The organism is Halobaculum gomorrense (genome assembly GCF_900129775.1).
In the GTDB taxonomy this organism is placed as follows: Archaea; Halobacteriota; Halobacteria; order Halobacteriales; family Haloferacaceae; genus Halobaculum; species Halobaculum gomorrense.
In genome coordinates this window covers 384,890-398,540 of the sequence record NZ_FQWV01000001.1, presented here as the reverse complement: position 1 = coordinate 398,540, position 13,651 = coordinate 384,890, and the positions used below count along the sequence as shown (strand labels likewise).

General features: G+C 70.5%; 12 protein-coding genes. 10 read left to right on the top strand and 2 right to left on the bottom strand.

Features of this window, described 5'->3' with window-relative positions; translation table 11 throughout:
- Nucleotides 1-166 precede the first annotated feature (166 nt).
- The 3 genes from BUE16_RS01990 to BUE16_RS01980 all read left to right on the top strand — a co-directional run bounded on the left by BUE16_RS01990 (nt 167) and on the right by BUE16_RS01980 (nt 4,397).
- The gene (locus BUE16_RS01990) at nt 167-1,207 is read left to right on the top strand and encodes an NAD(P)-dependent alcohol dehydrogenase (RefSeq protein ID WP_073306727.1); all 1,041 of its coding nucleotides are present in this window, start codon (nt 167-169) and stop codon (nt 1,205-1,207) included.
- 155 nt (nt 1,208-1,362) lie between these two features.
- Complete coding sequence (locus tag BUE16_RS01985; RefSeq protein WP_073306726.1) at nt 1,363-2,568, top strand: thiamine pyrophosphate-dependent enzyme; 1,206 nt, start codon at nt 1,363-1,365, stop codon at nt 2,566-2,568.
- 131 nt (nt 2,569-2,699) lie between these two features.
- Nucleotides 2,700-4,397 carry a potassium channel family protein gene (locus BUE16_RS01980; RefSeq protein ID WP_234972310.1) on the top strand — a complete coding sequence of 566 codons (1,698 nt, stop codon included), beginning with the start codon at nt 2,700-2,702 and terminating at the stop codon, nt 4,395-4,397.
- A 22-nt stretch (nt 4,398-4,419) separates the two neighbouring features.
- Here BUE16_RS01980 and BUE16_RS01975 read toward each other — a convergent pair whose 3' ends face one another.
- The gene (locus BUE16_RS01975) at nt 4,420-5,745 is read right to left on the bottom strand and encodes an NAD(P)/FAD-dependent oxidoreductase (protein WP_073306724.1); all 1,326 of its coding nucleotides are present in this window, start codon (nt 5,743-5,745) and stop codon (nt 4,420-4,422) included.
- A gap of 117 nt (nt 5,746-5,862) precedes the next feature.
- Here BUE16_RS01975 and BUE16_RS01970 point away from each other — a divergent pair, with 117 nt between their 5' ends.
- From BUE16_RS01970 to BUE16_RS01950, 5 genes are all read left to right on the top strand, one after another.
- Nucleotides 5,863-7,041 (top strand): threonine synthase, encoded by a 1,179-nt coding sequence (locus BUE16_RS01970; protein WP_073306723.1) that lies wholly within the window; start codon nt 5,863-5,865, stop codon nt 7,039-7,041.
- 99 nt (nt 7,042-7,140) lie between these two features.
- Nucleotides 7,141-7,890, top strand: coding sequence for a metal-dependent transcriptional regulator (locus tag BUE16_RS01965; RefSeq protein WP_073306722.1), 750 nt, complete (start codon nt 7,141-7,143; stop codon nt 7,888-7,890).
- Nucleotides 7,887-8,588 (top strand): TMEM165/GDT1 family protein, encoded by a 702-nt coding sequence (locus BUE16_RS01960; RefSeq protein WP_073306721.1) that lies wholly within the window; start codon nt 7,887-7,889, stop codon nt 8,586-8,588. Before BUE16_RS01965 ends, BUE16_RS01960 begins: the two co-directional genes overlap by 4 nt.
- A gap of 105 nt (nt 8,589-8,693) precedes the next feature.
- Nucleotides 8,694-9,347, top strand: a complete 654-nt coding sequence (locus BUE16_RS01955; protein WP_073307050.1) for a LysE family transporter — start codon at nt 8,694-8,696, stop codon at nt 9,345-9,347.
- Nucleotides 9,348-9,573: 226 nt separating this feature from the next.
- A complete protein-coding gene (locus BUE16_RS01950) occupies nt 9,574-10,620 on the top strand; it encodes an NAD(P)-dependent glycerol-1-phosphate dehydrogenase (RefSeq protein ID WP_073306720.1) in 1,047 nt (348 codons plus the stop codon).
- 16 nt (nt 10,621-10,636) lie between these two features.
- Here BUE16_RS01950 and BUE16_RS01945 read toward each other — a convergent pair whose 3' ends face one another.
- Entirely contained in the window at nt 10,637-11,416 is a 780-nt protein-coding gene (locus BUE16_RS01945) for a M48 family metalloprotease (protein ID WP_159435701.1), read from the bottom strand.
- Nucleotides 11,417-11,520: 104 nt separating this feature from the next.
- Between BUE16_RS01945 and BUE16_RS01940 the strand changes: the two genes are divergently transcribed.
- Nucleotides 11,521-12,162, top strand: a complete 642-nt coding sequence (locus BUE16_RS01940) for a DUF420 domain-containing protein (protein ID WP_073306718.1) — start codon at nt 11,521-11,523, stop codon at nt 12,160-12,162.
- Between the two features lie 113 nt (nt 12,163-12,275).
- Nucleotides 12,276-13,622, top strand: a complete 1,347-nt coding sequence (locus BUE16_RS01935; RefSeq protein ID WP_073306717.1) for a M28 family peptidase — start codon at nt 12,276-12,278, stop codon at nt 13,620-13,622.
- The last annotated feature ends 29 nt before the right edge of the window (nt 13,623-13,651 follow it).

The following is a 13,651-nucleotide window of genomic DNA, read 5'->3' as shown; positions in this document are numbered from 1 at the left end:
CAACGTAGTACGTCGGCGAGCATCCGTATCAGTCTGTTCGGCCTGTGCGCCGCGGACGGCCAACTCGCCGTCATCCCCAGGGTCGCGACGGTCGACCCGGAGGCCGTTCGTACGACCGTGTGGCTTTTTATTCTCAGCTATCGAATCAGTGGCAGGTGCTAACAGAATGCAAGCAGCCAGACTCCACGAGTACACCGACGACATGGCGAACGCCCTCAGCATCGACGACGTGGACAGACCGACCGCCGAGGCGTCCGACGACGTGATCGTCGAGATCGAGGGCGCCGGCTGGTGTCAGACGGACAACCACGTGATCGAGGGGATGTGGCAGGAGTACGTGCCACAGGAGCTTCCGCTGACGCTGGGCCACGAGAACGCGGGGACCGTCGTCGAGGTCGGCGCGGAGGTGAACACGGTCGACGTGGGCGACAGCGTCATCTGCCACCCGGTGATGACGTGCGGCACCTGTCGGCCGTGTCGGCAGGGAGAGGACATGTACTGCGAGAACGTCCGCTTCCCCGGGCTCACCCACGACGGCGGCTTCGCGGAGTTCCTCCACACGAACGAGCGCGCGGTGATCCCGCTTCCGGGGGACGTAGACACCACGGATATCGCGCCCCACGCGGACGCCGGGATCACGGCGTACCACGCGACGAAGAAGGCGGTTCGCGAGCTGAATCCGGGCGACACCGCGGTCGTCATCGGCGTCGGCGGGCTCGGACACATCGGCCTCCAGTGTCTCGACGCGATGAGCGCGGCCGACATCGTCGCGCTCGACCTGAAGGAGTCGGCACGCGACCTGGCCGCAGATCTCGGCGCTCGCCACACGGTTGACCCCTCGACGGAGGACGTGGCGAGCGTGATCGCCGACCTCACCGACGACGTGGGCGCACGCCAAGTGCTCGATTTCGTCGGCGCCGACCAGACCACGGCGCTGGCGCCCGACATCGTCGCCGCCGGCGGCGACCACCACGTGATCGGCTACGGAGGTCACATCCACGAGCCGGCCCAGTCGCTCGTCGACGGCGAGTTCAGCTACAAGGGGACGCTCGTCGGGCGCTACACCGAACTCCAAGAGCTCGTCGCGCTCGTCGACCGCGGGGAGGTCGAGTTGCGCACCAGCCGCTACCCGCTCGGGGAAATCAACACCGTCGCCGAGCAACTCGAACACGGCGAGATCGAGGGGCGGGCGGTCATCACTCCCTGAACGGACGGGGTCGCCTCCGCAGCGGTACCGCGGGGTCACCGGACCACAGTGCGGCCACCGGACCACTCGTGATCCCCGGGCCATCGCCGTGCCGAAACGCCCCATGTCGCTGCCGCTGCCGAAACGGCTACCATGTTGCATCCTGACACGCCGGTATGAGCGACGCCGACGCGGAACCCGGAGCGGATGGGGAGACGGACGCCGGCGGTCCGCCCGACCCGATGGGCGACGTGTACCGCGTCCTGGGTCCCGACGGCGAGGTCGTCGGGCAGGTGCCGGACCTCGCGGATGAGACCCTGGTGGACATCTACCGCGACATGGTGACCGCGCGACGGTTCGACGAACGCGCGATCAGCCTCCAGCGACAGGGCCGGATCGGCACCTACGCGGCCATCGAGGGGCAGGAGGCGAGTTCGGTCGCCGCGACCCACGCGCTCCGCGACGACGATCCGGTCTTCTACCAGTACCGCGAGCACGGCGCCGTGATCGTCCGCGGCTTCCCCGCGGAGTACCTCGCGTACTGGATGGGCCACGAGTCCGGCACCGCCGGGCTGGCCGATATCGACGTGTTCCCGCTGAACATCGGGATCGGCGCGCACCTCCCGCACGCCGTCGGCGCGGCGATGGCGTTCGACTACCGCGAGAACGACCGCGTCGCGTGCGCCCACTTCGGCGACGGCGCGACCTCGGAGGGCGACTTCCACGAGGCGATGAACTTCGCTGGCGTGTTCGACGTGCCGGGCGTGTTCGTCTGTCACAACAACCAGTGGGCCATCTCGATCCCGCGGGAGGATCAGACGGCGAGCCCGACGCTGGCGGCGAAAGCCGAGGCGTACGGCTTCGAGGGCGTTCGCGTCGACGGGATGGACCCCCTCGCCGTATACGCCGTCGTCGCGGAAGCGGCCGGAAAAGCGAGGGGCGACGACACCCGCGACGGGGCGGACGGCACCCGGGCGGACGACGGCGCTGGCGCGGACGACGCCAGCGGCTACGACCACCGGCCGACGCTCATCGAGACCGTCGAGTACCGCTTCGGCGCCCACACGACCGCCGATGACCCGAGCGTCTACCGCGACGACGACGAGGGCGACGCCTGGCGTCCGTGGGACCCGATCCCCCGCATGGAGGCGTTCCTCCGGCGCGAGGGCATCGCCGACGACGACGTGATCGAGTCGGTCCGCGAGGAGGCCGACGAACGGGTCGCCGAGGTCATCGACGCCGCCGAACGCTTCGACGCCGACCCCGCCGACATGTTCGCGGACGTGTACGCCGAGACGACGCCGGAGTTGGAGCGTCAGCGCGAGGGACTGCTCGCGGCGGTCGATCGCCACGGCGCCGAGGCATTCTTGCGCGAGGAGTAAGGTGGCTGCCAGATAGATGTCGGATCCGTCCGGCGTACCGCGGGCACGTCGAGCGCGTTCACACGTCGCAGCCGCTGGATGTGTCCCGGGGGGGACCGACGGAAACTGATTCGTAGGAGGCCCCGAAAGCCGTGAGCAGTCTCATGCCCGGGATCTCGTGGTCGTCGAGATTCGACGACCTCTCGCGCCGGAGCCGGCTCATCGTCTACTACCTGTTCGGACTGACCGCGCTCGTGTTGACGTACACGGTTATCTACAACACTGGAATGAGCGTTCTGGAGGGCCGCGAGCAGTCGATCTTCCGGTCGTTCCAGACAGTCACCGAGACGATGACGACGACCGGCTACGGCGCCGACTCCCCGTGGGAGTCGCCGTGGATGAATCTCTTTATGGTGTTCATGCAGCTCAGCGGCATCGGCGTCGGCTTCTTCACGCTCCGGGTGATCGTCATTCCGCTGTTCACCGGCGCAGAGGTCGACCTCGACAGCCGGCTCTCGCCGAAGAACGACCACGTCATCATCTGCGAGTACGACCGCGACTCCGCGGTGTTGCTCGACGAGCTCGAACAGCTCGGCATCGACTACGTGCTCATCTCCTCGGACGAAGAGGAGGCGATCGATCTCTCGGACGAGGGCTACTCGGCGATCCACGGCTCGCCGCAGGACGCGGCGACGTTCGAACGCGCGAGCATCGGCGGGGCCCGGGCGGTCATCACCGACGCCGACGAGGCCACCGTCGACACGATCCTCACCGTCCGGTCGGTCCGGCCCGACGTGGAGGTCATCACGCTGACCGACGACGGCTCCCTGCGGGACGTACTCCTCGCTACCGGCGCCGACAGCGTGCTGTCACCGCGTGCCGTCCTCGGCCAACGACTCGCGCGCAAGGCAATGTCGCTGTACACCTCGGAACTCCACGACACGGTCGGCGTCGCCGAGGGACTGGAGGTGACGGAGATCTCCGTCAGTCGCGACAGCCCCCTCGACGGGACGAGCATCCGGAACTCGCGCATCCGCGAGCGGACGGGCGCGAACGTCGTCGGCGCGTGGATCGACGGCGAGCTCCAGCTCCCGCCGGACCCCGACGCGGTCATCGGACCGAACACGGTGCTGCTCGTATCCGGTGACCACGACGCCTTAGAGGAGCTCGGGGAGACCGCTCGCCCAGTCCGTTCGCGCGGCCGCGACGAGGGCGTGGTCATCGCGGGACTCGGCGAGGTCGGGCGGGCGGCGCTGTCGGTCGTCGAAGGGGAGAGCGACGTGTCGGCGACTACCGTCGACATCGTCGAGGGCCCGAACACGGACGTCGTCGGCGACGCGAGTTCCCGCGACACGCTCCGGGAGGTGGGCGTCGAGGACGCCGGGGTTATCCTCGTGTGCGTCCCGAACGACTCGACGGCGCTGTTGACGACCGTGCTGGCGCGGTCGCTGAACCCCGACATCGAGATCCTCGTGCGGATGAGCGACGCGAGAGCGACGACCAAGGCGCTTCGCGCCGGCGCCGACTACGTGCTCTCGGTCCCGCGCATCAGCGCGCGGATGGTCGCTAGGGAGCTTCGCGGCGAGGAGGTGCTCGGCGCCGGCAGTCAGATCCGGATCGACCGGGTTCCGGCCGAGCCGTTCGCGGGGAAGACACTGGCGGACAGCGGGATCTACGAGAAGACGGGCTGTCGCGTCATCGCAGTCGAGCACGGGGGCGAACTCACCACGAGTCTCGATCCGGATCGGACGATCGCAGCCGAGGACCGACTGGTGATTGTCGGAACCGACGAGGCGGTGCAGCGCTTCCTCGCGACGTTTGACGTGTCGCCGAGGCCGCTCGCGGGGTAGTCCCGTCAACCGTCGGTCTCGGTTACGACAGGTCGTCGGAGACGGCGTCGGCGGCGACCCGTCCGCTCTCCATCGCCCCCTGAATCGACGACCACTCGGTGTAGTCGCCGGCGAGGTACACCGGCCCCTCCGGGTCCGTCGCGTCTGGAAGCGCTTCGTGAACGCCCGGCGGCTGGGCGAACTGCGCGAACTCGATCCGATCGGTGTGGATCGGCTCCAGCCCGTCGACGCTGCGCTCGGGGAACCACGCGTCCATCGCCGCGCGCGTGTCGGCCGCGAGGTCGGCGGCGTCCCGGACGCGCGCGTCGTCGCCGAGGAACGTCGCGCACAGCAACTGCTCGCCGTCGGGGGCGTACTCCGGAGCCACGTCGGTGAGTGGGACGACGACGTTCGGCGAGGGGTCGTCGCTGTTGAGGAGGATCTTCTTGCCGGTCGAGATCGGCGTCGAATCCGACAGCCGGTAGTACTGCGTCGTAGACGGGATCCCCTCCGTCGGGATCGTGTCGACGGCCGTCAGCTCGCGGGCCGTCCGCGGATCGGTGGCGACGACGACCGCGTCGGCGTCGACGGCGCGGTCGGTCGTCTCGACGGTGACGCCGCCGGTCGCGCTGATCCCGTCGCCGGCGTCAGATCGGGCCGTTCCGTCACGCTCGATCCCCTCGACGCCCTCCCCGGTGACGACGGTCGCCCCGGCCGCCTCCGCCGACGCCCGAAGCTGTTCTGGGATCGCGCCCATCCCCGCCGCGGGGACGCCGATCCGGCCGTCCGAGAGCGCACGGAACGTGTACGCGAAGACGTGCTTCGAGGTCGACAGCGACCGATCGAGCGTGATCCCGCCGTAGAACGGGGCGACGAAGTTCTCGACGTACCGCTCGGAGAAGCCCCAGTCGCGGAGGTACTCGCGGATGCTCGCGTCTGGCCCGGAGAAGAACCACGACTCCGCGCGCTGTGAGAGGTCCTGCCGGAGCGCGAGCGTCCGGAGCTTATCGGTCGTCGTCACCCGGCGGTTGAAGACGGACTCTACCAGCGACCGGGGGTCGCGAAGCGGGTCCGAGAGCACGCTTCGGGTGCCCGCCTCGGTCGAGCAGATGACCGCGCCGGGGCGGAACTCTCGGAGGTCGAGCGCGCCCAGATCGAGCTCGCGCCGAACCGCTGGGTAGCCCGTGAAAAGCACTTGGAAGCCGCGGTCGAGCGTGAAGCCGTCCTGGCGGCGCGTTCGAACGCGCCCGCCGACCTCGGGGCGGCGCTCGTACACGGTGACCTCGGCTCCCGCCTCGGCGAGGTACCGCGCGGCGACCAGTCCCGCGAGCCCCGCGCCCGCGACGACGACGTTCGGGGAGTCCGACATACCCGCACTTGGGCCGGGCGACACAAAGGCGTACCCGGTCGCGTCGCCGGATCGGCGCGGGTCTCCGCTGGAGCCGAACCAGCACATCCATGCGGCGGCGGCCCCAACCGCGTCCAAATGCAGACGACGGACGCGTTCGACGGCCTGTCGTGCACCGGTTGCGGGGAGTCGTTCGGCGTCGACGAACACGGTCGCTGCCCCGACTGCGGGGCGCCGCTGTCGCCGACGTACGACCTCGACGCGGTCGACGCAGAGGCCTTCAGCAGCGGCGCCGGAGCCGGGCAGTACCGCTTCGACGCGTTGCTCCCGTTCCCCGCCGAGACTGCGGTCACCGCCGGCGAGGGCGCGACGCCGCTCGTCCGGACCGACCGCCTCGCGGACGAACTCGGCGTCGCCGCCGCGTCCGTGAAAGACGAGGGACGCAACCCAACCGGCAGCTACGTCGACCGCGGGATGAGCCTCGCGGTGACGGCCGCCGCCGACCGGGGGCTCGAACCCCTTGCGCTCGCCGCCGCCGGCAACGCCGGACAGTCGGCGGCCGCGTACGCCGGACGGACGGATCTCCGGTCGTACGCGTTCGTCCCCTCGCGCACGGCGTTCTCGAACAAGGCGATGGTGAATGTCCACGGCGGCGAGATGCGCGTGGTCGGCGGACGCTACGGCGACGCCGCCGCGGCGGTCGACGAGCAGCTCGCCGCGAAGCACCACTCGCTCCAGGAGTTCACGACGCCGTACCGTCACGACGGCGCGAAGACGCTCGCGTACGAGCTGTTCGACGCCGGCGGATCGACGCTTCCCGACGCGGTCGTCCTGCCGGCGAGCACCGGCGAACTCGTCGTCGGCGTCGTGCGGGGACTGGAAGACCTCGTCGACCTCGGACTCGCTGAGGATATCCCGGACGTGTACGCCGTGCAAGCGGCCGGCTGCGCCCCCATCGCGGCCGCTGTCGAGTCCGACGCCGACGCCATCGAGGTGTGGACCGGTCCCGACACGATCGTCGGCGAGGTGGAGATCGAAGCCCCCGCCGGGGGCGACCTCGCGCTCGCGGCGCTCGACCGTGTCGACGGCGACGCCCTGACCGTCGAGGACGACGACGCGCTGGAGAGCGCCGTCACGGTTGCACAGACGGAGGTCATCGAAGTCGGCGGCGCCGGCGGGGTCGCGCTCGCGGGCGCGTGGCGCCTCGCGGAGTCTGGAGCACTCGTCGACAGCGACGAGGTCGTGATCGTGAACCCGGACGCGGGCGTGAAGGCGCCCGACGTGCTCCGGAGCCACCTGATGGGCAAGGGGATCTGACCGCCCCGACGCGACGATTCCGACGGATCCGACGACCTCTCCGCCCGTGTTCGAGCCGCAGCATATTTCAGTTAGACTCGTCTAATCCTTCACAACGACATGTTGAGCGACGTGATGGAGGACTACCTGAAGGCGATCTACGTTCTCCAGACCGAATCGGGACCACCGGTGTCGACCTCGGCGATCGCCGAGCGCGTCGGCAAGACGCCGCCGACGGTAACGAGCATGCTGGAGACGCTGGAAGAGCGCGGTCTCGTCGAGCGCGAGAAGTACAAGGGAGCGGAGCTCACCGAGGAGGGCCGAACCGTCGCGCTGGAGGTGCTCAGACACCATCGGCTCCTGGAGGCGTACCTCGCCGAGCGACTCGACTACTCATGGAGCGAGGTTCACGAGGAGGCCGACGCGCTCGAACACCATATCAGCGAGGAGTTCGAGCGCCGCGTCGCCTCGGCGCTGGGCGATCCCGCGGTCGACCCCCACGGCGACCCCATTCCCGGGGCGGATCTCGAGCCGCCGGCGGACGACGACACCCGACCCCTCACCGAGGTGGCTGTCGGTGACCGGGTCGTCATCGCGCGCGTCAGCGACCGCGACGACGAGGAGTTGGAGTACCTCGATCGCGCGGGGATCACGCCCGGGACGACCGTCGAGGTGGTCGACATCGCACCGTTCGGGATGGTGACGGTCGTCGGCGGCCCCGACAGGGAGCCGCACGGCAGCGATGCGGACGGTGACGGCGGCGAGCGCGAGCAGAGCCTTCCCGAGGCGATCGCCGGCGCGGTCCGCGTCCGCCCGGTCGAAGAGGTGAACGGCGCCGCCGCGACCGACGCGGGGGTGGGCGGCGCGTGAGCTTCTGGGAGATCGTCGTCGTCGCCGCCATCGCCCAGTTGGCGGTGCTCCCCGGCGAGAAGGTGCAGTTCATTATCGCCGGGCTGTCGACGCGGTACCGCCCGGCGGTCGTCGTCGCCGCCGCGGGGACGGCGTTCGCCGGGTGGACGGCGCTAGAGATCTGGTTCGGCGCCGCGCTCCAGTCGGTGCTGTCGGGAGCGATGCTGGACGCGTTCACGGCCGCGATGTTCCTCGTGTTCGCCGTGCTGCTGCTCCGGTCGGCGCCCGACGGCGGCGAGGGTCTCCCCTCCGCGGAGCCGGACGGCGGGCAGGTGATGCCCGGGATCGACGGCTCAGTGACCCTGTTCGGCCGCGAGATCACCGGCCGACTCGGCAGCTTCCTCTCCATCTTCGCGATGATGGCCGCCGGCGAGTTCGGCGACAAGACGCAGCTGGTGACGATCAGCCTCGCCGCACAGTACGGGGCGGCACCGGCCATCTGGGTGGGAGAGATGGCGGTCATCATCCCGGTCAGCCTGGCGAACGCGTTCTTCTTCCACCGGTTCAGCCACCGCTTTGACGTTCGCAAGGCGCACCTCGCCGGCGCGGCGCTGTTCGCGTTCTTCGGGCTCGACACCGTGTTGGCGCTGTTGACCGGGTTCTCGGTCTGGGAGACGGTCATCGGTACCGTGTCGGCGGCGGTGCTGGCGCTGGTGTAGCGGCGCGCGGTGACGGGCGGTTCCGAGCGGAAACCGGCGCATTGTTCACGGCAGCACGCCTCGACACCGGACGTGACAGTCGTCGCCTCGCTGATCGCCGGCGTCGTGTTCGGCCTCGCGCTGGCCGCGCCGCCGGGGCCGATGAACGCCGTCATCGCCGAGGAGAGCGTGCTCCGCGGCTGGACCGCCGGCGTGCGCGCCGGGCTCGGCGCGGCCACTGCGGATGCAATCTTCTTTGTGCTCTCGCTAATCGGCGTGGTCGGATTCCTCAACGACGCGCCGCTCGTCAAGGGGCTCATGGTCGGCGTCGGCGGCGTCCTCATGCTGTACTACGCGTACGGTTCGGTCCGCGAGATCCACGGATCGTTCCTCGACATCGACGCGGACGTGATCGACGAGGAATCCGCGGGGTTCCGGAAGGCGCTGGCGCTGGCGCTGGCGAACCCCTATCAGGTGCTGTTCTGGCTCACGGTGGGCGTCGGCCTGCTCGAACCGGGGCAGATCGACGTGTTCGACGCCGCCGAGGTGAGCGAGTTGGCCGGCACGCTCGTCGTCGAGACCGGGAGCCCCGCGCTGATCGTCGGCTTCTTCGGCGGCATCGGCCTGTGGGTAACCGGCTTCCCGGGCGCGCTCGTTGCGGCCAAGCGCCGAGTGGAGGCGCTGGCGCCCGCGGTCGCCGCACTGTCGGCGCTGCTGCTCGGCGGCTTCGGCGTCGCGTTCCTGTTCGACGCGGCGCGGACGCTCAGGCCGCTCGTGTGATCCGCCGCGGCCGTCGCTGAACGGAGGATGGCGAACAGGCGACCGGATTCCCTCCCGACGCGCGTGGTCGCACACCCGCTGGCGCGCCGGGTCGCTCGTCACCGCATCGGCGACCGTGGCCCCGTCATCGGATATGAACGCTCGCCTTGGTCCGGTCATTCCGGCCGCGACCGCCCGCCCCGGCGACACGGCAACCCCTTTACACCCCCGCACGGAACCACCGTCCATGTTCGCGAAGTCGACGTGGATCAAGCTCCCGCGGAACGTCCTCGTCGGACACGGCGTGCTCGATGACGCCGGGACGGCCGTCGCGGAGCTGTCGCTTTCCGGCACGCCGCTGCTCGTCACCTCGCCGACGCCGAACGAGCTCGCCGGCGACCGCCTGCGGGCGCAGTTCGACGGCGCCGAGACCGTCACGGTCGACTCGGCGAGCTTCGGCGCGGTCGCGGAGATTGTCGAGGCCGCCGAGGCCGCCGGGGCGACGTTCCTCGTCGCGCTCGGGGGCGGCAAGCCGATCGACCTCGCGAAGATGGCCGCCGACGAGCTCGGGGTCGGCTTCGTCTCGGTGCCGACGGCCGCGAGCCACGACGGCATCGTCTCCGGTCGCTCGTCGATCCCGGAGGGGGACACGCGCCACTCGGTGGCCGCCGACCCGCCACTCGCGGTCATCGCCGACACCGAGATCATGGCGAACGCGCCGTGGGCCCTCACGACCGCTGGCTGTGCAGACATCATCTCGAACTACACCGCCGTCAAGGACTGGCGGCTCGCCCGTCGGCTGAAGAACGTCGAGTACAGCGAGTACGCGGGCGCGCTCTCGGAGATGACCGCCGAGATGCTCGTCGACAGCGCCGACTCGATCAAGCAGGGGCTGGAGGAGTCGTCGTGGATCGTCTCGAAGGCGCTCGTCTCCTCGGGCGTCGCGATGTCGATCGCCGGTTCCTCGCGGCCGGCGTCGGGCGCCGAGCACCTCTTCTCCCACCAGCTTGACCGGGTCGCCGAGTCGCCGGCGCTGCACGGCCACCAGGTCGGCGTCGGCTCCGTCCTCACGGAGTTCCTCCACACCGGCGAGAACGGCCAGTGGCGCGCCATCCGCGACGCGCTGGAGGCGATCGGTGCCCCGACGACCGCCGAGGAGCTGGGGATCGACGACGAGACCGTGATCGAGGCGCTGACGACCGCCCACACCATTCGCGACCGCTACACCATCCTCGGCGACGGCGTCAACGAGGACGCGGCGGTCGAGGTCGCCACGTTCACCGGCGTCATCTGATCCGCGCCACTCTCCCTCAATCGTCGCCGCGGGCGGCCGATCCGGCCGGCCCGTCGGCGACCCGGGTGTCGCCGCTGCGGCCCGTGTCCTCGTCGAGCCGTCGGAGCCGCTCCGCGAGCGGCGGATGCATCGACAGCGCGGCGAGTAGCCCGCGGAGTCGACCCCCTGCCGGTGCCGTCCGCCCGAGGTGACCGCCGGCGGCGAGCCGGGCGAGCGCGTCGCGGAAGTCGTCGCCGGCGCCCCGTGCGGCCGCGGCGTCGGCGTCGTGTTCGGTCCAGCGTGCGACGCGCACCGAGAGGTACGCCAGCGGCACCGCCAGCGCCGCACCGGCGACGAGCCCGGCCCGTCCGAACAGCGTCGCGTCGACGGCCCACGCGACCGCGTACGCGCAGGGAACGCCGAGCCGCAGTGGGACGTGCGACCTGGCGAGGTGAGCGTACTCGTGGCTAACGACCGCCGCAACGCCCTCGGCGTCGAGTTCGCGCAGGAGGCCCGTCGAGACGAACACTCGGCCGTGGCCCGCGGTCAGCCCCGCAGCGTACGCGAGCACCCGCCCGTCGCGGCGGAGCACGCCGACCCGGTCGGCGGGGACGCCGGCGCGTTCGACCGCGCGGGCGGCATCCTCCGGGAGGCCGGCCGGCCGTTCCGACCGGGCGACGACCACGGGAGTGAGACGGACGCCGACGAGGCCGACGGCGATGAGCGCCCACAGCTCCCACCAGTCGGCCGCCCACGACAACGCGGTCGACAGCGAAGAGGGGAACACCGGCGATGAGACCAGAGGGAGAGGAGACACAGCCGCCGAGTCCGCGTCCGCGCGTGTAGGCTTTTCCCCGGAGTTAAGTCGACGCCGAGACCTGAACCCGAAGACGCAAGTCGGCCCCACCCCAATCGCGAGCAATGGCAACAGCGGACGCGAGCGGCCCGCTCGGTACGGTGAAACGGTACCCGCGCGCGACGGTCGCGGTCGTCTCGGTCGTCGGCTACGCGCTCGTCATCGGGACGTTCGCGGGCGTCGTCCCCGAGTCGGTGTTCCCGACGCTCACGCAGGACGAGGTGAACCTCCTGAGCCACGCCATCGCCGCGGTCAACACGGTGACGACGGCGCTGCTCGTGCTCGGGTGGCGCTGGATACGTGCGGGCGAGGTGCGAAAGCACGCCGCCGCGATGAGCGCCTCGTTCGGCCTCATCATGGTGTTTCTCGTCATGTACCTCGCGAAGGTCGGCGGCGGCCCGGGCGAGAAGCACATCATCATCCGCGAGACCGCGTTCCTCGGCGCGTACGCCGGCGCCGTCGAGGTCGCCTACCTCGTGATGCTCGCGGTCCATATCGTGCTGTCGGTGCTGACGGTGCCGGTCGTGCTGTATGCGGTCGTGCTCGGGTGGACCCACACGCCCGAGGAACTGCGCACCGAGACTCCCCACAGGAAGATCGGCCGGATCGCCGCCGGCACGTGGATCGTCTCGCTGGCGCTGGGCGTCGTGACGTACGTGCTGCTCAACTGGGTGTACGCCTACGAGTTCGTCCGTGTCGCCCGATAGCAGGGGCGATCGACGGAGGCCCCGTTTCCGGGGACTCCCCGTCCTCCCGTCGACTTCCGGCCCCCGCGGCCGGCTCCCGAACCTCTTTACCCGAACCCGCGGACCGGGCGAGTGTGACAGATCTCTCCGAACGAACCGACTGGATCGGCGACGTGTTCACGAGCGACGCCGGGTGGGCCCTACTGGAGGACCTCGTCGACGTGGGCAACCGTATGGCGGGCCAGCGCGGGGAACGCGAGGGCCTCGAACGCGTTCGAGACGCGCTCGCGGCGGCGGGCTGTCGCAACACACACATCGACGAGTTCGACCTGCAGGGGTGGGAGCGCGGCGACGCCGGCGTCCGGGCCGCGGGCCGCGACGAGCGGTGCATCGCGCTCCCGCGCTCGCCCGCCGGCGAGGTGACCGCCGAGTTCGTCGACCTCGGGCACGGCGTCCCCGCCGACTTCGAAGAGGGCGATATCGAGGGGAACGTCGTCATGATGTCCTCGGACACGCCCGACGACGTCGACCGCTTCATCCACCGGACGGAGAAGTACTACTATGCGGTCGAACACGGCGCCGCGGCGTTCGTCTTCCGCAACCACGTGGAGGGCTGTCTCCCGCCGACTGGCTCCGTCGGCACCGACGACGCCCCCATCGGCGACATCCCCGCCGTCGGCGTCAGCGCGGAGGTCGGCGCGCGCCTCGCCCGTCGAGCGGCGGGCGACTCCGTCACCGTCGACGTCGACTGCGAGACGCCCGAGGCCACGAGCGGCAACGCGATGGCCGAGCTGGGTCCCGACACCGAAGAGGAGGTCCTGGTCTCCTCGCACGTCGACGCCCACGATATCGCGGAGGGGGCGATGGACAACGGCGCCGGGACCGCCACGATCGTCGAGGTGGCGAACGCGCTGGCCGCAGTGGAGGACCTGCTCGACACCCGGGTCCGCTTCGTCGCCTACGGCGCCGAGGAGGTGGGCCTCGTCGGCTCCGGGATCGAGGCCGAGCGCGCCGACCGCGACGCAATCGAGGCGGTCGTCAACGTCGACTCGAACGTCTTCGGCCGGACGCTGTCGCTGTCGACGCACGGCTTCGACGACCTCACCGCGGCGGCCGACCGCCTCGCGGACCGCTTCGATCACCCGATCTCGACCAGCGAGGAGCAGGTCCCCCACAGCGACCACTGGCCGTTCGTGATCCACGGCGTCCCGGGGTACATGGTCGCGGGCGAGACCGAGGGCCGCGGCCGCGGCTGGGGCCACACCGAGGCCGACACGCTGGAGAAACTGGCGGTGCGGAACCTCCGCGAGCAGGCGATCCTGCTGACCGCGCTCGTCGCCGACCTCGCCGACGCCGACACCGCCGTCGCGCACCGCGACCCGAGCGAGATCGCCGCCGCGCTCGAGGCGGAGGACAAGGCGACCGGCATGAAGGTCATCGGCGACTGGCCGTACGACGACGACGGCGCCGTAACCGAGTAGAACGAGAACGAAAACGAGAACGAGGAGCG